At 42.1% G+C, this 20256-nt stretch carries 19 protein-coding genes; 12 read left to right on the top strand and 7 right to left on the bottom strand.

The features are described 5' to 3' along the window. Window positions 1–9: 9 nt before the first annotated feature. The 8 genes from mlaD (at window position 10) to BWP33_RS04325 (ending at window position 6539) form a co-directional block, all read left to right on the top strand. Entirely contained in the window at window positions 10–525 is a 516-nt protein-coding gene (gene mlaD / locus BWP33_RS04360) for an outer membrane lipid asymmetry maintenance protein MlaD (protein WP_002641776.1), read from the top strand. A 30-nt stretch (window positions 526–555) separates the two neighbouring features. After that, the gene (locus tag BWP33_RS04355) at window positions 556–1143 is read left to right on the top strand and encodes an MlaC/ttg2D family ABC transporter substrate-binding protein (RefSeq protein WP_002641777.1); all 588 of its coding nucleotides are present in this window, start codon (window positions 556–558) and stop codon (window positions 1141–1143) included. Window positions 1144–1145: 2 nt separating this feature from the next. Further along, entirely contained in the window at window positions 1146–1463 is a 318-nt protein-coding gene (locus tag BWP33_RS04350; protein ID WP_040628901.1) for an STAS domain-containing protein, read from the top strand. Further along, entirely contained in the window at window positions 1460–2392 is a 933-nt protein-coding gene (locus tag BWP33_RS04345) for an MlaA family lipoprotein (RefSeq protein WP_002641779.1), read from the top strand. The genes BWP33_RS04350 and BWP33_RS04345 overlap by 4 nt, the downstream gene beginning before the upstream one ends. A gap of 85 nt (window positions 2393–2477) precedes the next feature. Continuing rightward, window positions 2478–2846 carry a hypothetical protein gene (locus BWP33_RS04340; RefSeq protein WP_002641780.1) on the top strand — a complete coding sequence of 123 codons (369 nt, stop codon included), beginning with the start codon at window positions 2478–2480 and terminating at the stop codon, window positions 2844–2846. Window positions 2847–2853: 7 nt separating this feature from the next. Next, on the top strand, window positions 2854–3249 hold the full coding sequence (locus tag BWP33_RS04335) for an acyl-CoA thioesterase (RefSeq protein ID WP_002641781.1): 396 nt from the start codon (window positions 2854–2856) through the stop codon (window positions 3247–3249). Further along, entirely contained in the window at window positions 3250–3747 is a 498-nt protein-coding gene (locus BWP33_RS04330) for a TlpA disulfide reductase family protein (RefSeq protein ID WP_002641782.1), read from the top strand. 260 nt (window positions 3748–4007) lie between these two features. Then, window positions 4008–6539: a DNA translocase FtsK gene (locus BWP33_RS04325; protein ID WP_002641783.1), complete on the top strand. Its 2532-nt coding sequence runs from the start codon at window positions 4008–4010 to the stop codon at window positions 6537–6539. Between the two features lie 200 nt (window positions 6540–6739). Here BWP33_RS04325 and BWP33_RS04320 read toward each other — a convergent pair whose 3' ends face one another. From BWP33_RS04320 to BWP33_RS04300, 5 genes are all read right to left on the bottom strand, one after another. Next, complete coding sequence (locus BWP33_RS04320; RefSeq protein ID WP_158666811.1) at window positions 6740–7102, bottom strand: hypothetical protein; 363 nt, start codon at window positions 7100–7102, stop codon at window positions 6740–6742. Between the two features lie 26 nt (window positions 7103–7128). Next, window positions 7129–7818, bottom strand: a complete 690-nt coding sequence (gene ispD, locus BWP33_RS04315) for a 2-C-methyl-D-erythritol 4-phosphate cytidylyltransferase (RefSeq protein ID WP_002641785.1) — start codon at window positions 7816–7818, stop codon at window positions 7129–7131. Window positions 7819–7826: 8 nt separating this feature from the next. Then, window positions 7827–8645: a DNA polymerase III subunit epsilon gene (gene dnaQ / locus BWP33_RS04310; protein ID WP_002641786.1), complete on the bottom strand. Its 819-nt coding sequence runs from the start codon at window positions 8643–8645 to the stop codon at window positions 7827–7829. Between the two features lie 93 nt (window positions 8646–8738). After that, window positions 8739–8957, bottom strand: a complete 219-nt coding sequence (locus tag BWP33_RS04305) for a hypothetical protein (RefSeq protein ID WP_002641787.1) — start codon at window positions 8955–8957, stop codon at window positions 8739–8741. 3 nt (window positions 8958–8960) lie between these two features. Then, window positions 8961–9680, bottom strand: a complete 720-nt coding sequence (locus tag BWP33_RS04300; protein WP_002641788.1) for a C40 family peptidase — start codon at window positions 9678–9680, stop codon at window positions 8961–8963. A 531-nt stretch (window positions 9681–10211) separates the two neighbouring features. On the opposite strand from BWP33_RS04300, the gene rimP reads away from it, so the two are divergent. The 3 genes from rimP to infB all read left to right on the top strand — a co-directional run bounded on the left by rimP (window position 10212) and on the right by infB (window position 15103). Continuing rightward, a complete protein-coding gene (gene rimP, locus BWP33_RS04295) occupies window positions 10212–10649 on the top strand; it encodes a ribosome maturation factor RimP (protein WP_002641789.1) in 438 nt (145 codons plus the stop codon). 89 nt (window positions 10650–10738) lie between these two features. After that, window positions 10739–12241, top strand: coding sequence for a transcription termination factor NusA (nusA, locus tag BWP33_RS04290; RefSeq protein ID WP_002641790.1), 1503 nt, complete (start codon window positions 10739–10741; stop codon window positions 12239–12241). Between the two features lie 9 nt (window positions 12242–12250). Next, the gene (infB, locus tag BWP33_RS04285; protein WP_002641791.1) at window positions 12251–15103 is read left to right on the top strand and encodes a translation initiation factor IF-2; all 2853 of its coding nucleotides are present in this window, start codon (window positions 12251–12253) and stop codon (window positions 15101–15103) included. 75 nt (window positions 15104–15178) lie between these two features. On the opposite strand, the gene glnE is transcribed toward infB, so the two are convergent. Both glnE and mtrR read right to left on the bottom strand, forming a co-directional pair. After that, entirely contained in the window at window positions 15179–17869 is a 2691-nt protein-coding gene (glnE, locus tag BWP33_RS04280; protein ID WP_002641792.1) for a bifunctional [glutamate--ammonia ligase]-adenylyl-L-tyrosine phosphorylase/[glutamate--ammonia-ligase] adenylyltransferase, read from the bottom strand. Window positions 17870–18071: 202 nt separating this feature from the next. Further along, the gene (gene mtrR / locus BWP33_RS04275) at window positions 18072–18701 is read right to left on the bottom strand and encodes a multidrug efflux system transcriptional repressor MtrR (RefSeq protein WP_002641793.1); all 630 of its coding nucleotides are present in this window, start codon (window positions 18699–18701) and stop codon (window positions 18072–18074) included. 257 nt (window positions 18702–18958) lie between these two features. On the opposite strand from mtrR, the gene BWP33_RS04270 reads away from it, so the two are divergent. Next, window positions 18959–20251: an efflux RND transporter periplasmic adaptor subunit gene (locus tag BWP33_RS04270; protein ID WP_002641794.1), complete on the top strand. Its 1293-nt coding sequence runs from the start codon at window positions 18959–18961 to the stop codon at window positions 20249–20251. Window positions 20252–20256: the final 5 nt, after the last annotated feature.

Below are 20256 nucleotides of genomic sequence, written 5' to 3'. Positions count from 1 at the left end.
GGGATTGTTATGAAAAAAAGCATTTTGGAATTTTGGGTGGGTTTGTTTGTTTTATTGGGTGTTTTGGCATTGGCGGTGTTATCGTTTCGCGTGGCTGGTGGGCGAGATGGTTTTTCAGGCAGCAGTAAAAACTATGTTTTATATGCGGAATTTTCAGATATTGGCGGTTTGAAAGTGAATGCGCCGATTCGTTCTGCTGGCGTATTGGTAGGGCGTGTGAATCAAATTACGCTGGATCCACAAACTTATCAAGCCAAAGTTACCCTAAATGTAGAAAATCAATACAAATTCAGCAGCGATGTCAGTGCGCAAATTCTCACATCAGGCTTGCTGGGTGAACAATACATCGGTTTAGTACAAGGTGGCGATTCGGAAAATTTAAACGCTGGCGACACCATTACCGAAACCAGTTCCGCAATGGTTTTGGAAAATCTGATTAGCCAATTTATGGCAAATATGGGCAGTAACAAAAACAGTACGCCTACACCTACGGTTAGTCCAGAAACAACCAAAGGCGTAGAATAATTAACCAATCATCTTGAAAGAGAACACAACATGAAAAAATCTGCATTTTTAACCGCCATCAGCATCGGTATCATGAGCGTGAGCATGGCATTTGCGAATCCTGCCGCAGTGGCACAAGTTCGTGCTAATTCTGTGGAAGTGATGAAAATTTTGAGCCAAGCCAATGGCAAAAACAACGCCCAAGTTATGCGCCAAGCCGAAGCTTATGCATCACCCTACTTTGATTTTAATGGCATGACAGCGTTGGCAGTGGGTTTGCCTTGGAAAACCGCGACTCCCGCTCAAAAAGCACAATTGGTTAGCGTATTCAAAGATCACTTAATAAATCAATATACTCAAGCCATGTCCCTGTATAAAGATGCAAAAGTAGTGGTGTCAGACAATGCTATTCAACGCGGTAATTCGGTTATCGTCCGCGCTAAAATCATGCCTGTTGGCAAACCAGTAATTGATGCAGAATTCATGACGCGCGCCAATGGTGGCAAATTCCGTATTTATAATGCCACATTTGCTGGCGTTAGTCCAATTGATGGCTACAAAGCACAATTCCGCGACATCATCAAGAAAAAAGGTATTGATGGTTTAATTGCTGATTTAAAAGCAAAAAATGGTCAATAATTATGCAATGTGTCATTGAGAATAATTGCTTAATGATTCGTGGTATGGTCAGTGTGCAAACACTGACTCGACAAGATTGGAAGCAATTTGTGCAATTGTGCCAACAACCCCATGTCCACACCGTTGATTTGAGTGGCGTGGTGCGTGCTGATTCTGCGTGTATTTCCCTGCTTTTGACCACGATACGCGAAAATATTTCAGGCAGCCTGAAATGGTTAAATCTCCCTGAATCCATTGAAACATTAGCAAAATTATATGAACTACCCCAATTAGATGAATGGCAACAAGCATTTTCTGCAACCGAAGGAGAACATTCATGAAATTAAATTTCAAATCATACCACTATGTTTTCTTAAGCATATTATTGCTAAGTGGTTGCGCCAGCGTTGCCGATCGCAATCCGAACGACCCCTACGAATCTTATAATCGTAGTATGTTCAAATTCAATGAAAAAGCCGACCGGTATGTGATGCGTCCAATCGCCAAAGGCTACGAAAAAATCACACCCAGACCTGTAAAAATCGCGGTTCACAATTTTTTTGATAATTTTCGCGATGCCGTTAGCATGGGCAGTAATTTGTTACGTGGCGAAGTCGGAAAAGCAGGCTACGATTTTATGCGCGTGGCAGTCAACACCACATTTGGTTTGGGTGGCTTGATTAACGTGGCAGACGAAGCTGGTTTGCCCAGCCATAAAACCACATTGGGCGATACATTCGCATCATGGGGTTGGAAAAAAAGCCACTATTTTGTTTACCCTCTCACAGGGCCATCTACTGTACGCGATAGCATTGGCAGCACTTTAACTTCTGTTTATCCTATTGAAAAATTAGCGATTCATGATAAAATTGCACGCTACGCCACCACTGGATTAAAAGCCGTCGATACTCGCGCCCAATTTTTGCCACTAACCGACACATTGGAAAAAACAGACACCATGGACAAATACGCCTATGTGCGCGATTTTTACATGAGTAAGCGCAATCACGATTTAGGCGTATCGCAAAAAATAGAAGGCGATGCCGATATTGACGAATTAATGGAATCAGATACATCAAATTCACTTGATAGCAACATTGAATCTGTCAATCCAGATCCTACTCCCAAACCCTCCGCCACACCCAAAATGCAGAAAAAAGCCAAAAGCCAATTTGCTCCTTCTAATTCATCAGCGAGGTTTATTGATGAAAGTGCAAACGATTTATCTGTATTCTCGCGACAAATTTGGCAATACGAAGCGGAAAATTAATCCAGTTTCTTTCAGGCAGCATGACAACACAATGACAAAAAATCTTCAGGCTGCCTGAAATATTCAAACCACAAGGAAATCAGCCATGTATGAAGTAAACCGCAGTGTTTTTATTGTCGTACCACGTGAACCTTTTTGGCAATGGTTAAGTAATTTGCCCCACAGTGATTTGGGCGACTTAACATTGGCAGAATTGCAACAAGATGCGAATTCTTATCTTGTGCCAGCTTGCCAAAATATTGACGAAGTGTGGGATGAAATTGAAGCGCGTACCGAAACCATTTTCGCAGCAGAATTAGCGGATTGGTGCGATGATGAAAGCTATTGGCCTGATTTGACGGCTGAATTGTTCAATGAATGGTTCAACGTCCAAATTTCCAGTATTGTTACCGATTTGGCAGACGAACCCATTGAGCGTGAGGCATTCGCCGATTTGGATTTAAATTTAAATTGATTTCACGATGTCGCATTCCATTTATATTCATAATTTTCATCTAGATGGCTACGGACACGTTAACAACGCACGTTATTTAGAATTTTTGGAACAAGCGCGTTGGCATTATTTTCAGCAACTGAATATGAGCGAAATTTTGCGCCAAATTCAATTGGTTGTGGTACATTTGGATATTCAGTACCGTCAAGCAATTGAGTGCGATGAAACCATTTTGATTGACACCCATATTTTATCTGCACAATCTAGACGTTTAATGTTACAACAAATCATTCGGCTTTCAGGCAGCCTGAAAATTGCCGCACAAGCCAATGTTACATTAATGCCCACGCAAAATGGCAAAACGTTCAGGCTGCCTGAAACCGTTTTGCAAAAATTTAATCAACTGATTTCACAGGAAAAATAAATGATAAAAAAATGGTTTGGCGTGGTTTTGGCATTAATCGTTGTGGGTTTAGTGAGTTTGATTGTGCTGGATGATTCGCACGCCACCGCGCCCACATTTAGCGCAAAAAATTTACAGGGACAAACATGGGACAATCAACGCTTACAAAACAAAGTTACCCTGATAAATTTTTGGTTTCCGTCTTGCCCTGGTTGTGTTACCGAAATGCCGAAATTAATCAAAATGGCGCAAGATTATCAAGGCAAAGATTTTCAAATTTTGGCGGTTGCCGTACCATACGACCCCTTGCCGACTGTGCATGAATACGCCAAACAACATGCCCTACCCTTTGACGTGATTTTTGATGAGCAAAAAAACATCACATCATCATTTGCGAAAAAAGACTTGTATCCCACCAGCGTCTTAGTTAACAAACGTGGCGAAGTGCTGAAGACATTTGTGGGCGAACCAAATTTTAATGAATTATATCAAACGGTTGATTTAGAATTAGCTAAATAAAATTTCAGGCAGCCTGAAAATATTAACTCTAAAAAAATCGCCTGAGAATACATTTTGTATTGCCCCAAAAAAACATGGCGTATCGCCGCCATACCCACTCTGCTCTACGCCACGATTGTCGCCAGTATTTTCATTGTACTGAGCGTGCAGTCTGCCTGAAATCAGTTATAATATGACTTTGTCATTCCCTTTGAGGCTGCCTGAACGTTGACTTCTTTTCAGGCAGCCGCTTTTAACTTTGTAATTTGTGATTTGCCACCATGTCTGACGCGAAAAAAAAGAAAGCGCAACCTGCTCGCCCCAAACTGCAAACGCCTGCACCCAAAAAACGCACGCCTGTAAAGCGTAAAGCCGAACATGCAGACGCCATTCGCAGCGTAACACCGCACACGTCCCCATCACCCTTGAAAAAATATCGCTACATCTCTCACGGCGCAATTTGGACCATCGTATTGGGGATTGCGGGCTATTTGGCGTTGGCGTTGGTTACCTTCAGTGTAGATGACCCGTCTTTTTTGCGCGGCATTCCCAGTACTGCACCTGTGCATAATGGTGCGGGTTTATTGGGTGCGTACATTGCGGATTTGGGCTATTTCGGCTTAGGCTTATCAGTGTGGTGGTTTGTGATGGCGGCATTTGTGTGGTTGTACAAAAATTTTCGCTTATTTAATGTGGAAAATGAAGTACATAGTGGCATTTTATTTGGCATAGGCTTAGGGGTTATTTTATTCAGCAGCCCGATGGTGGAACGCCTATTGTTGCTTGGTAAACTCAACGACAGCACGGTTTTACTCAAAGACGCTGGCGGTTGGGTGGGCGCAATTACCACAGATGCATTGACCACTTATTTGGGGCATGGTGGCAGTTTATTTATTTTGGTTATTTTAATCGCGGTGGGATTAAAATTATTGGTGCAATTTTCGTATCACGAATTATTGATGCAATTGTGGCAAAAAGCCAAACAAGCTTACGATTTTGTTATGGAACGCAATTTACCATCCACCGAATCAAGCGACACCATTGCCCCCACCATTATTAAGCCTTGGCAACGACTTTCAGGCAGCCTGAAACGCAAAAAAGACAATAACGAGCAATCCGATAAACAAAATTTAGACAAAAATACCAACCCCAAAAACAAACACGAAACTTTAAGCGATAAAGCCAATAAAATTCGCGGAAAACTCAAATTATTACCCGAAAAGAAATCCGAAAAAAAACACAACACACCACAAAATCCAGCCACTGAAATGGTCGCGCCTACCCAAGAAGAATTGCCATTTGAAGAAGGTGTGTACCGCTTGCCCAATGTCAATCAATTGCATACCAATACCGAAACTTTGGTGCAAACCATGGATGCAGATACCTTGCAGCCAACTGCGGATTTAATTGTGGAAAAATTGTCCGAATTTGGCATCAAGGTGGAAGTGGAACACGCAATCAGTGGTCCTGTTATCACCCGCTATGAAATCAAACCCGACAAAGGCGTTAAGGGCAATCAGATTGTCAATTTGGCTAAGGACTTGGCGCGTTCCATGGCGGTACAATCGGTGCGCGTGGTGGAAACCATTCAAGGCAAAAACACCATGGGTTTGGAATTACCAAACGAACACCGTAAAAATGTGTTACTACATGATATTTTAGCGTCCAATACTTTCGCCAAAAGTGAATCCAAATTATCCGTTGCGTTAGGCACAGACATCGCAGGCTTTCCTGTGGTGGGTGATTTGGCAAAAATGCCACATTTATTGGTGGGTGGCATGACAGGTTCGGGCAAATCAGTGGGGGTAAATGCCATGATTATGTCCATATTATTCAAGGCAAAACCTGAAGAAGTTCGCCTAATTATGATTGACCCCAAAATGTTGGAATTATCGGTTTATGATGGCATTGCGCATCTGCTCTGCCCTGTGGTTACCGATATGAAAGCCGCAGGTCATGTGTTAAATTGGTGTGTGGCAGAAATGGAAAAACGCTATCGTTTAATGTCTCATGTAGGCGTGCGAAATTTACACAGTTTCAACGACAAAATTCAGGCAGCCCAAGACAATGGTCAACCCATTAACAACCCATTCAGTCTCACACCCGAGCAACCCGAACCATTGGCAGTTTTGCCACAAATTGTGATTATCATTGATGAATTAGCCGATTTAATCATAACTGAACGCAAAGCCGTAGAAGCCCAAATCACACGCATTGCCCAAAAAGCACGCGCTGCAGGTATGCACATGATTATCGCTACCCAACGCCCAAGTGTTGATGTCATCACGGGTTTAATCAAAGCAAACGTGCCAACGCGCATGGCGTTTACCGTACAAAGCAAAATTGACAGCCGTACCATTTTGGATCAAATGGGTGCAGAAGATTTATTGAAAAACGGCGATTTGCTCTTTTTACAACCAGGAAATGCTGCACCGATTCGTTTGCAAGGGGCATTTGTCAGTGATGATGAAGTGCATCAAGTGGTGTCGTTCATTAAAATGCAAGCTGAACCCAATTACATTGATGGTTTATTAACAGGTGAAGCGATTTTAGAAAATAAACAATTCCTCCCACCTGATTTAGCCATTAAATCAAATGGTTCTGATGGAAAAGATGAGTTATTTCAATCTGCTGTAGAATTTGTGATTACCACACGTAAAACGTCTATTTCATCATTACAACGTAGCCTGCGCATCGGCTACAACCGCGCCGCTAATTTAATGCAATTACTGGAAGAAGAAGGCATCATTTCGTCAGCCGAAAACAACGGTACCAGACGAATTTTAGTTGGAAAAGATTATTTAAATCATTAGATTAAATTTTTCAGGCAGCCTGAAACCTTTGCCAAATCCCAAATTTCAATGTGGTTCAAAACAATGACACCGTGAAAATTAAGATATGACAAAGGTTTTAGGCAGATTATGATTGATAGACAGTCGTTTAAAATAAAAATACGCGACTACCGTGTAAATCCAGTACATAAAAAAGCAAACAACGCAGTAATATTTTTTGGTCAATTATATCTCTGCAACGCCCAAATTCTATCTGCCATCTCCACCGCCATTTGATCACGCAACATTCCGCGTTCAAACCAAATCAGCCCACCATCTCGCCGACAAATTCGCTCATTTTTTTTGCCATTTAGCCATTGAACACACCATTGCGTTTGTCCGTCTAATTTTTGATTAAGCTGATTATCAAATTTTTTATCATAAATATTCAACCATTTACGCCACAATTTTTCACGCGCATCGCCAGCACTTCGTGCAACAGGCATCAAACCCATACCGTTTACATCACGATATTGAATAATTCGCAACGCATCAATCTGCTGATTATTCGGTGCAAAAGAATTGGCACATGCAGTTAAAATCATCAAAAAAATCAATCTAATTACTCGCATCATTGTCCCAATAACCACGCCACATAATCCGCATCATCAGCACGTGTCAATTTAATATTACGGCTGTCACCTTCCACCAAAAGCGGCGCAATACCCAAACGTTCTACTGCGCTGGCTTCATCAGTAATTTCTGAAAAATCAACATTTTGTAATGATTTTTGTAATAAGGCTGCCTGAAACATTTGCGGCGTTTGCGCTTGCCACAATCCAGCACGCGAAACCGTTTTAGCAATCACAGATTCACGATGTTCAGCACGTTTGAGCGTATCCACGACGGGGATCGCCAAAATACCGCCTTGCGCCCGATTGCCTACCGTATCCAACAAACGATTTAACGCCGTCTGTGGCAAACAACACCGCACCGCATCATGTACTAAAATCATATCATCAGCTTGGATAATTTTGTGATTAATCAAATAATTCAAACCATTAACCACCGTTTCTGCTCGGGATTTCCCACCCACACGATACACCGCCACATTTTCAGGCAGCCTGATTACTTCGTCAACCCATTCATCATCAGGCGAAACAATCACGGCAATGTGTGCTAATCTACCATTTTTTACAAACAAATCAATAGTATGTTGCAAAACAGCTTGCCCAGCCAATTCAACATACTGCTTAGGATAACTGGCACCAAACCGACTGCCGACACCAGCCGCAGGAATTAAAGCAATATAATTCATCATATTATCTCTTAAATATTTTCCGGCTCATCTTCATCAGAATCATCATCTTCGGGTTCAGGTTCAGACAGAGGCTCATTGGATTTTCCATCAATCAAATCAGCATGATAAATACACGAACCGCCTACCGTTTTATCCAAATCTGCCAAAATTGCTTCGTGTGCCGCTAATTCATCCTCATTGGCCAAAACCACTTTCAGGCTGCCTGTACGTTGAAATGTATGTTGCACAACAATTTGATTAATTTCGCTGTTTTCATCTTCATCTTCCCAATCTGCCATCAAACTGAATTGCCCACGCGTCATGCCCAAATACACTTCGCTTAACAATTCACAGTCAATCAACGCACCATGGAAAACACGCTTACTTCTGTCCACACCCAAGCGATTACACAGCGCATCAAGGCTATTTTTTTGTCCATGATACAGATTTTTCGCCATTTCCAGCGTGTCGGTAATTTCGCAAATGGTCTCCACATTGGGCAAACCCACACGCGCAAATTCTGCGTTTAAAAAACCAACATCAAATTTAGCATTATGGATAATCAGCTCAGCACCTTTAATAAAATCAAATATTTGCTGCGCCACTTGTGCAAAAATAGGTTTATCCACCAATTGCGACAATGTGATGTTGTGAACAGCGGTCGCTTCTTCACTGATTTCACGTTGTGGATGAATCAGCAAATGCAAATTGCGCCCTGTTAATTGGCGATTCATCATTTCCAAACCAGCGAATTCAATCAAGCGGTCTGGATTTTCTGCGGCATTGGCATACAAACCAGTGGTTTCAGTATCCAAAATAATTTGACGTTTATCTTTATCTAATATCATGATTTTATAAAAATTTAATTTTCAGGCAGCCTGAAAAATATAACAAAACGCGACTACTTGAATATTCAAGCAGTCGCGAACTAATTAAAAAAATTAACGGTTACGATAAGGATTATCCACGCCCTGAACCAAATTCAGCAAATAATCTCGAGTTTGTTGTTCACTACAACCCATTAACAACGCATCTTCAAATGCGTCTTGCGCAGTTTGAAACAACTCATTCATATTTTGCGTCATGACTTTCACTTTTTCGGCACAAGACACGATTTCGCCGTCGTCGCCATGCCAAATGGGTAATGCAGGCATTGCCATAAATTAACCTTTAATGAAATTATCCGCACCTTGACGTTTTACACGACGCGCAGTAGCGTATTTACTGCTCCAATACTTACTGGATAAGCTGGTAATTTCAACGCTTTTGCCTGTACGTGGTGAATGAATAAAACGATCGTTGCCTACATACATACCAACGTGAGAAATGCGACGACCAGAAGTACGGAAAAAGACCATATCGCCAGCTTGCAAATTGCTACGGCTTACTTTTGAACCGAAATTAGCCTGTGCAGCGGCTGTACGTGGAATGTTGACAGCAAACGCTTTACGGAAAACATATTGCATGAAACCACTACAGTCAAAGCCGCGCGGTGTTGTACCACCGAAACGGTACGCCACGCCAATAAAACCCATTGCACTTGAAATCAATGAATCAGCATCACCGTGACTATTGCTTACCACTGCTGTACTGGCGCGTGGACGGAAAATAGACAATGCCTGTGCAGCCGTCATCACTTTGGTATTTGATTTATCTACTTTAGCAACAGGCTCGGGAGCAGGTACAGCTGTTTCAGCTTTACGTTGAATGAAATTATAATTGATTTTAACATTGCCTTCAGGCTGTGTAGCTTGTTGGCGTTGCTTAATCAATTGCTCCAAAGCATCATTTGGTTCGGCTTGTACCAAAGCACTCGTGCACAGCAATGTCGCAAATACACCTAATTTAACAGTTTGGGTTAAGTTTTTCTTCAAAGAATCCATAAAAAATTGAGTCTCTTCGCGTCTGTTACAGCTACTTAGAGAGAGATTAAGAACCGCTAGCAGCGCATAAGACTTTGGGGTTGATTAAAGTTAGGGGGATTATAGCGGAAGTCTTGTGTGGTTTTTGTTGTTTACTGTTATCTTATGTTAAAGAAAATTAATTATTTGACAAGATTAATGATATTATTAAAAAAATTTACTGGATTATTAATTTAAGTAAATATTCTTAAATCATTTTTTTGTGGTTTTTTTGTATTTCAGGCAACCTGAAATACAATTTTGGACTTTTGTAGGCAATATGGTTTACATAAAATTAACAATTATCTCATCAATCCTGACCAACATAATACAATCGATATACAATCGATTTAGATAACTTGTAATCTTTTCATCTCGCACCAATGCCATACAAATCTCTTTTCATTTCAAATTTAAACGCGTATAATCAGCAAAATTTTTCAATACCCAACGAAAAATGACCCAAGTGGTCATTTTTTGTTTTTTTATACTCTGTAGAAATCAAATTAAAACATGGATATACAAACTATTTTAGACACTACTCTACCTGGCTTGGGTTATGAATTGGTTGACTTTGAATTAACCGCACAAGGCACTTTACGTGTATTTATTGATACAGAAGGCGGTATTACCGTAGAAGATTGTGCCAATGTCAGCAATCACTTAAGTCGCGTATTCATGGTAGAAAATGTGGATTACAAAAATTTGGAAATCTCCAGCCCAGGCTTAGACCGTCCATTAAAAAAAGCCAGTGATTTTGTACGCTTTTCAGGCAGCCTCGTAAAAATCAAAACACGTTTACCCATTGATGGACAAAAAAATTTCATCGGCAAAATTGATGCGTTTGACGAAAATACCCAAATCATTACATTGGCATTTGATGGCAAAGCCGTACAAATTGAACTATCTAATGTGGATAAAGCACGCATTAAACCCGAGTTTAAATTCTAAATTTATTCAGGTTACCTAAAAATAAATGCTATTTTTTCAGGCAGCCTGAAAATCCATTTTTCTATTATTTTAGTTAGGAGCGTTGCTGAATGAGCCGCGAAATTTTAGCTTTGGCAGAAGCACTTGCCAGCGAAAAAAATGTTGAACCTAATGTGGTATTTGAAGCCTTGGAAACCGCATTGGGTATTGCCGCCAAGAAAAAAGCCGACCGCGAACACATGGATTTGGAAGTGCGAATTCATCGCGACACAGGCGAATACCGAACCGTGCGTAAGTGGCTAATTGTAGAAGACTTAGATTACACTTATCCCGAATTAGAAAAAACCATTGAACAAATTCAAGAGGAAATCCCTGGTATTGATATTCAAGTCGGTGATTATTACGAAGAAGATATTCCCAATGAAGCTTTTGGTCGCCAAGCCGCACAAACTGCCAAACAAATCATTTTACAAAAAATCCGTGATGCCGAACGTGAACAAATTTTAAACGCATTTTTAGCAACACGCGAAGACATCGTGGTTGGCACAGTCAAACGCGTGGAACGCCATGGCATCGTGGTGGAAATTGCCCCCAAATTAGACGCACTGATTCCGCGTGAGCAAGCATTGCCTCGTGAGAATTATCGCAGTGGCGACAAAATCCGTGCTTTATTTTGGAAAGTAGAAGAACTCAATGGCGGACGCAAACAAGTCATGTTAAGCCGCTCTTCAGGCGAATTTTTACGCAAATTATTTGAACAAGAAGTCCCTGAAATTGCTGATGGTTTGCTGGAAATCCGCGAGGTATCGCGCGACCCTGGTCAACGCGCCAAAATCGCCGTGAAATCCAATGACCAACGCATTGACCCACAAGGCACTTGTATTGGTGTACGCGGTTCGCGTGTCAATGCCGTATCCAATGAAATCGGCGGTGAACGCATTGATGTGGTGTTATGGTCAGACGATGCGGGCGATTTCATCATTAATGCGCTTTCCCCTGCTAATGTCGGACGCATCATTATTGACGAGGAAAAACACGCTTGCGATGTGATTGTGGAAGAAGACCAATTGGCGTTGGCAATTGGGCGTGGTGGTCAAAATGTGCGTTTGGCAGCTGATTTGACTGGCTGGCAACTGAATATCATGACCGTAAAAGAAGCCGAAGAACGCAATGCCGCCGAAGATGCCGCTATTCGTGAAATTTTCATGTCGCAAATGAATCTAAGCGAAGACATCGCCAATATTTTGGTACAGGAAGGCTTTACCAGCATTGAAGAAGTTGCTTATGTGGCGATTGATGAATTGCAAGAAATTGAAGATTTGTCTGCTGATGACGTGGACGATATTCGCACTAAAGCGCGTGATGCTGTACTTAAAGCCGCTTTGGAAGCAGAAGAAAAATTAAATCAAATTGACCAAGATTTGAAAAATTTGGACGGTATGGACGAAGATATGTTGCGTGATTTGGCGGAAGCCAATATTACTCATCGCGATGATTTAGCTGAACTGTCGCTTGATGAACTAATTGAAATTACTGGAGTAAGCAAAGATGAAGCCGAAAAAGTAATTATGGCAGCACGCGCCCATTGGTTTGCCGATGAAACAAATGCGTAAGGAGACACCATGAGTAATAATGCACGCAATCATAAACCCAACACCACTATTGTGGAGCGTAAAAAACGCCGCCACGTTGAAGTACCTAATAATAAAGAAGAAATGCTAGAAAAACTGAAAGCCGAAAAAGCCGAAGTAACCGCATCAGCTGAAACACCTGTTTCAAGCAGCCTTAATGCAGCAGAAGCTTCTTCTGTTGTTGATGAAAACGCCGAACGTGAAGCCAAACGTGCCATCGCTTTGGCTGAAGCTGCACGTCTGAAAGCTGCGCGTTCGGGTAAAAAATCTGAAAAATCAGAATCATCTGATGTGAAATCAACACCAGAATCCAACACCCAACCCGACAAAAAAACCGTTTCAGACAGCCTGAAAACGGAAAATACACCCAATTCATCTTCTATTGAAACGGAAAAATCCGAGAAAAAATCAGATAAATCTCACCAATCTGAAAAATCAAACAAACCAGAAGGCGAATCGAAAGAAAAAAGTAAACGCAAACGCGGCGGTAAAAATCGTCAAAAAGAAAAAGAACCTGAACCGTTGCCTACGCCTGTTGAAGTTGTCAATGCGGAGGAAGCCGCTCGTCGTGCTCAGGAAGAAGAACAAGATCGCCGTCGTCGTGAATATCAAGAAAAATTGCAGCGTGAAAAAGAAGAACGCGCCGAACGTCAAGCACGTCGTGAAGCAGCCAAATTGCAAGCCATTGAAGATGCTAAAACCGCTGCACAAGCCAAAAAAGATGCTCAACGCACCGCTAAACCCAGCGAAGAAAAACGCGCCAAAAAAGACGATGAAACAAAAAATCAGAAATCCAATAAAACAGATAAATCTGATAAAAATATCAAAACCAAAACCGATAAACCAAAATCTTCAGGCAGCCTGAAAGAGTCAGAATCCGATAATCCATCTAGTGGCAGCCGTAAAAAAGAAGACCGCCGCCACAATCGTGATAACGATACACCTCGCGGTAAAGGTGGCAAAAATGCCAAAGGTGGGCGTGACCATTCGCGCGGTGGCGACGATGAACGCGTACGCGGCGGTGGTAAAAAAGGCAAAAAACTGAAATTAGAACCCAATCAACACGGCTTCCAAGCACCAACCGAACCCGTTGTTCATGAGGTTTTGGTGCCTGAAACCATTACCGTTGCGGATTTGGCGCACAAAATGGCAGTCAAAGGCGTTGAAGTTGTGAAAGCATTAATGAAAATGGGCATGATGGTAACCATCAACCAGTCGCTTGACCAAGACACTGCACTACTTGTGGTGGAAGAAATGGGGCACATCGGTAAACCTGCCGCAATTGATGACCCAGACGCATTCTTAAATGAAGAAGCTACCATTGCTGCCGAAGCCTTACCACGTCCTCCTGTGGTTACCGTGATGGGACACGTTGACCACGGTAAAACATCACTGTTGGACTACATTCGCCGTACCAAAGTCGTGGCAGGCGAAGCAGGCGGTATCACACAACACATTGGCGCGTATCACGTTGAAACACCCAAAGGCGTGGTTACGTTCTTGGATACACCAGGACACGAAGCCTTTACTGCCATGCGTGCGCGTGGTGCGCAAGCGACTGATATTGTGATTTTGGTTGTAGCCGCCGATGATGGCGTGATGCCACAAACCGTAGAAGCCATTGCTCACGCAAAAGCAGCAGGCGTACCAATGGTGGTTGCTGTAAACAAAATTGATAAAGAAGCAGCCAATCCCGAGCGTATTCGTCAAGAATTAACTCAACACGAAGTTGTGTGTGATGAATGGGGTGGCGATGTACAATTTGTTGATGTCTCTGCAAAACAAGGCATCAATATTGACAAATTATTGGAAGCTGTGTTGCTGGAAGCCGAAGTATTGGAATTGACTGCGCCTGTTGATGCGCCCGCTAAAGGCTTGATTGTGGAAGCGCGTTTGGACAAAGGTCGTGGTGCGGTGGCAACCTTGTTGGTTCAAAGCGGTACATTACGCAAAGGCGATATGCTGTTGGCTGGCACGGCATTTGGTAAAGTTCGTGCCATGATGGACGAAAACGGTAAACCCATTAACGAAGCAGGTCCATCTATTCCTGTGGAAATTTTGGGTTTGTCAGACGTACCCAATGCAGGCGAAGATGCTTTGGTCTTGGCAGATGAGAAAAAAGCACGTGAAGTGGCTTTGTTCCGTCAAGGCAAATTCCGCGACGTGCGTTTGGCAAAACAACAAGCAGCCAAATTGGAAAATATGTTCAACAACATGGGCGACAACCAAGCACAAAATCTGTCGGTTATCATTAAAGCAGACGTACAAGGTTCATACGAAGCATTGGCAGGCAGCCTGCAAAAATTGTCTACCGACGAAGTACGTGTACAAGTCTTGCATAGCGGCGTAGGCGGCATTTCCGAAAGCGATGTTAACTTGGCGATTGCCTCTGGCGCATTGATTATTGGCTTTAACGTTCGCGCAGATGGTGCAGCACGTAAATTGGCAGAAAACGAAAGCGTAGAAATCCGCTACTACAACATCATTTACGATGCAATTGATGATGTTAAAGCTGCCATGAGCGGTATGTTGTCGCCAGAAGAGAAAGAACAAATCACAGGTACGGTGGAAATTCGTCAAGTGATTACGGTATCTAAAGTCGGCAATATTGCGGGTTGCATGGTAACAGACGGCTTCGTGAAACGCGACAGTAAAGTCCGCGTGATTCGCAACAATGTCGTGATTCACACAAGCGAATTGTCATCATTGAAACGCTTTAAAGACGATGTCAAAGAAGTTCGCATGGGCTTTGAGTGTGGTTTGATGATTAAAAACTTCAACGAAATCATGGAAGGCGACCAGTTGGAATGCTATGACGTAGTAGAAGTAGCACGTACGTTGTAATACAAAAAAGTTGTAATACAAAAAAGCTGCCTGAAGTGGAGAAATCTGTTTCAGGCAGCCTTAATTTTTCAAAAATTAAGCAAATTTCACGCTTTCATCAAAAACTTGCTCCCATAATTTTCTAACATAATCATAATATTGCAATAATTCTTCATTCACTTCAGCACGTTTCCAATCACGCAAATTTTTGTTGTGTTGAATTTGGCGATAATGACGATATGCGGTTGCACAATTTTCTGCTAAATTTTTATCAATCAAGCCACATTCAGCCGCTATTTTCAGCAACGCAATATTGCCATAATTTTCTAATAATTTGGGTTCATATTGGCTTTGCGATAACACCAAATATTGCACAATAAATTCCACGTCTACCACACCACCACGCGCATATTTAACGTTATCATCAACAGGAGGATGCGTGGCAAACATTTTTTCACGCATACCAATAATCTCTTGTTTTAATTTTGATTTATCACGATTCTGTGTTAGAATTTCGCGGCGAATATTTTCAAATTTTGCGCCAATTTGTGTGTCGCCACAAATGAATCTGGCACGCGTCAAAGCTTGATGTTCCCACGTCCACGCTTGTTCATGCTGGTATTTTTCAAATGCCGCCACACTGTGCGCCAAAAAACCCGCATCACCATTCGGACGCAACCGTAAATCCACATCATACAACATACCAGCACCCGTGCTGCCCGATAACCACGTGGTCAAACGGCGCGATAATTTTGAATAAATATCAACTGCTTCTGAAAAATCATCGTCATATAAATACACCAAATCCAAATCCGATGCGTAGCCCAATTCTTTCCCACCCAATTTACCGTAAGCAATAATCGCAAATTTTGGTGAATCCAAATGGCGTTTTGGCACATTCTGCCACGCATGTTGTAAAGTGTGCATCAAAACTGCGTCCGCCAAATGCGATAACTCATCACTCAACGCTTCCACCGTCCACATACCCGCCAAGTCTTGTACCGTTAAATGAAAAATCTGCGCATGCTGAAAATGACGCAACACGTCCATTTTTTCTTCGGTATCATCGCCACACGCATTCAAGCTGCCTGAAAGTTCCCGTGAAACTTGTTCCCAATCAATTGGTTGCATCAATTGCACTGCCAACAACTCATCAAGCAAAATCGGGTGCAAACGCAAATATTCTGCCAGCCAAGCACTTTGCGACATTAAATCCGCCACTTTTTTCAATGGCGCAGAATGCTGCTGCAAAAATGCCAAATACGAAGAACGGCGGCTGACAGATTCCAAAAATCCCAGCAATCTCAACAAAGTAGCATCTATATTTTCACCAGCCGCCGCCACTTCCACCACACGCGGAATCAAATTATCCAAACGATGTTGCGCTTGCGTAGAGAGTTGGCGATACTTATTACTTTGTTTCAATTGAATTAATTTTTCCGTCAATTCGTGTGCAGCCTGAAAACCCAAATCCGCTAATTTTTGCATCACCATGTTTGAATCATCAGGCAAATTATGCCAAATATCCGCCAATTCATGTGATTCATCATTGGCGGATTCCGCACCCAACACATCATTAAATACTTGATTAACAAAAGTTCTGTGTTCATTCAGGCAGCCTGAAAACGCTTGCCAATCCGCAAACCCCATACTTTGTGCCAATAAATTTTGTTGCGATTCGTTTTCAGGCAGCATTTGGGTTTGTTGGTCGTCCCAATATTGCAAACGATGTTCTACATCTCGTAAAAATACATAAGCACTCAATAACTTATCTACAACTTCATAAGGCAAAATGGTCAATTCTGCTAATTTATGCAGCGTTTCTTGCGTGCCTTTTAATTGCAGGGTGCGATTTTGTCCACCGCGTATCATTTGGAAAATTTGGGCGATAAATTCCACTTCACGAATACCGCCCGCACCCAGTTTTACATTTTCGGTCATACCACGTTTTTGCACTTCTTGACGGATTTGGCGATGCAAATCACGCATGGCTTGATAAGCGTTATAATCCAAATATTTACGAAAAACAAATGGACGCACAATCGCCTGAATATCATTCGGATACGGCGTAACCACACGCCCCTTACACCACGCATAACGCTCCCATTCACGTCCTTGCGTAACCAAATATTGCTCCAGCGCCGTTTCACTGCACACTAACGCACCGCTGTCGCCATCGGGACGAAGACGCATATCCACACGAAAAACTTGTCCATCTGCTGTGATTTCATCAAGCAATGCAATGACTTTTTGTCCAACTTTGGTAAAAAATTCTTGATTGGTGCGTTCGCGTTTGCCATTGGTTGAACCTTTCTCGGGGTAGATGAAAATCAAGTCAATATCAGACGATACATTCAATTCAAAACCGCCTGCTTTACCCATGGCAACCACGCTTAAAAACTGTGGTTGCTGGGTATAATGCCCGATGGGTGTGCCGTACATATCTGTATAATATTGATAACTAAACGAAAGTGCCGTATTAACCGCAAAATCCGCAAATTCAGTAATCGTGCGTGTTACTTCAGCTAAATCCGACAAACGCGCCATATCACGCGTCATGATTTGCGCCAACACATGGCGGCGTAAAATTCGCAATTGCTTGGCTAATTCTTCTTCATTTTCATTTAGTTGTAAATTTTGCCAATCGGTGAATTGTTGGTAATCAGATGGCGTGATGGGACGCGTGAACCAATCAGAGAGTAAATCCAAATTCAAACGCTGATTGTCTAATTGACGCGCCAACCACGGCGAATAAGGCAGAACGGATTGTAAAATTGAATGCGACATAGCAAGATTCCATAAATTTTAGGAGCAAATCATCTTTCAGGCTGCCTGAAAAAACACGCAACCATCATTAGATAAAATTATAGTCATTTAAAATAAAAATTGGACACGACAGCCGCAACTGTCCTCTACATCTAACGCAGCCGTATTTTTCATTTTAAATGACTATAATTCAATAGATTACAAATAAACACTACCTAGGTAATTATTTTTTTAATAAAAATGCGCTGGTTTGCAACGTTTCCATACTGGCATCAATGGTGCGTTCGGCGGTACTGAGTAAATCAAAACGCTCGGGCTGGAACGCCGCCAAACGCATCACGCCAACAAAACTGCTTTCCAAGTAAATAATCGCCAATTCTAAATCAATGTTTTCAGGCAGCTTGCCTTGTTTGTGGCACAGGTGGACGATTTGCGAAATTCGCGCCAAAAAAAATTGATGGTATTTTTCTGCTAATGCGGTAATGGTTTGATTGTGTGGCGTATGTTCACATTTCATGTTCACGACATTGAAAAATTTGCGATGCCACTCATATTCAGATAAATTATTGAAAACATGAATTAATTGTTGACGAAGATACACCCACGCATCGTCTATTTCAGCCAATGGCTCATCTAAACTCAGATGACAATCTTGAAATACTTGTTCAAATAAAGCCTTAAATAAATCTTCTTTATTTTTAAAATGCCAATACAACGCACCTCGTGTTACACCTGCTTCTTGAGCAATTTCTTGTAATGTGGCACGGGTTACACCTTGTTTATGAAACACTTCCAGTGCAGCATTAAGTAAATGCTGACGCGTTTTTTGCGATTCGGCTTTGGTCTTACGCATAATATTTGAGATTCTAATCAGAAAAAAGGTTAAATAATCATGTATTTTTGTTACAATACCCATCAAATGTAATGTGAATTTTCGCAAAGTTATTTAAACACATTCATTTGTGTATGTATAATACGCGCTATCATCTATTTGAAGTAGTCAACAGTATTGAAAAGTTTTGCAAACTTTTCAGGCTGCCTGAAAGTATTTTTACTACATATATTTTAAATTGATTATTTTATTTTAATTTTCAAGAACTAGGAAGTAATATGACAGCCATCAAACCCAATGGGCAAATTTGGCGTTTGGCAGCCTTAGCTGTTGCCACTTCTCTTGCTTTAACCGCTTGCGGCAATAAAGTAAAAGAAATGGAAAATGAGCAAAAAGCCAAAATGGCAGAAATGCAGCCTGAAATCAACGTGGTAACCGTGCAGCCTGAAAACGTGTTGTTGGAAAATAATTTACCAGGACGATTAGAATCAATTCGTACTGCGAATATTGTTCCGCAAGTGAATGGGATTGTGAAACGCCGTTTGTTCCAAGAAGGTTCGGTGGTGCGTGAGGGGCAGCCGTTGTATGAAATTGATGATGCGACTTATCAAGCGAATTTGCAAAGTGCGCGTGCAAGTTTGTTGTCTGCACAGGCAGCGTTAGCCAAAGCCGATACAGATGTGGAACGCTATCGCCCATTGGTGCAAGCCGATGCCATCAGCAAACAAGAATGGGACGCCGCTCTCGCAGCTAAGCGTTCTGCTGAAGCACAAATTGCATCAGCACAAGCCAGCATCAATGCCGCGCAAGTGAGTTTGGGTTACACCAAAGTGCTTGCACCCATTTCTGGACACATCGGTCAATCATTGGTAACCGAAGGCGCATTGGTTAATGCAAACAGTACGAAAATGGCGGTCATCAATCAAAACGACCCACTTTATGTAAACATCACGCAGTCATCAACCGATATGCTCAAATTGCGCCAACAATTAGCCAGTGGGCAAAAAGTGTTGAATAGCGAAATCGCAGTTGGCATCAAATTAGAAGATGGTTCAGATTATCCGTATAAAGGGCGTTTGTTGTTCTCTGACACAACTGTGAATGAATCCACTGGACAAGTTACCTTACGTGCCGCTGTTCCCAATCCACAACAATTGTTAATGAGTGGTATGTATGTGCGTGTGATTTTGCCGTTGGCGGGTATTTTGGACGCATATGTTGTGCCACAACGTGCCGTAACACGCGGTAAAACCAATACCGTAACCATTGCCAATACCAAAGGCGAATTAGAATCGCGTAACGTGAAAATTGGTGGGCAAAAAGGCGATAATTGGATTATTACCGAAGGTTTACAGCCTGGAGATAAAGTCGTGATTGACGGCACAATGTCGGCAGCAATGTTGGGGATTAAAAAATTTAAATTGGTGGAATGGAAACCCGAAAGTAACAATCCAGATGCATCTTCAGGCAGCCTGAATCACACCGCATCACCATCGGAAGCCAGCTCTGAACCAACCCAAGTCCCCACCACTCAAGAAGCCGCTCCCGAAGCTGAATCCGAATCTCACTAAGGATA

It is taken from the genome of Simonsiella muelleri ATCC 29453 (genome assembly GCF_002951835.1).
GTDB classification, from domain to species: domain Bacteria; phylum Pseudomonadota; class Gammaproteobacteria; order Burkholderiales; family Neisseriaceae; genus Simonsiella; species Simonsiella muelleri.
The sequence above is the reverse complement of the archived record's forward strand: the minus strand, read 5'-3'. Positions and strand labels throughout refer to the sequence as shown.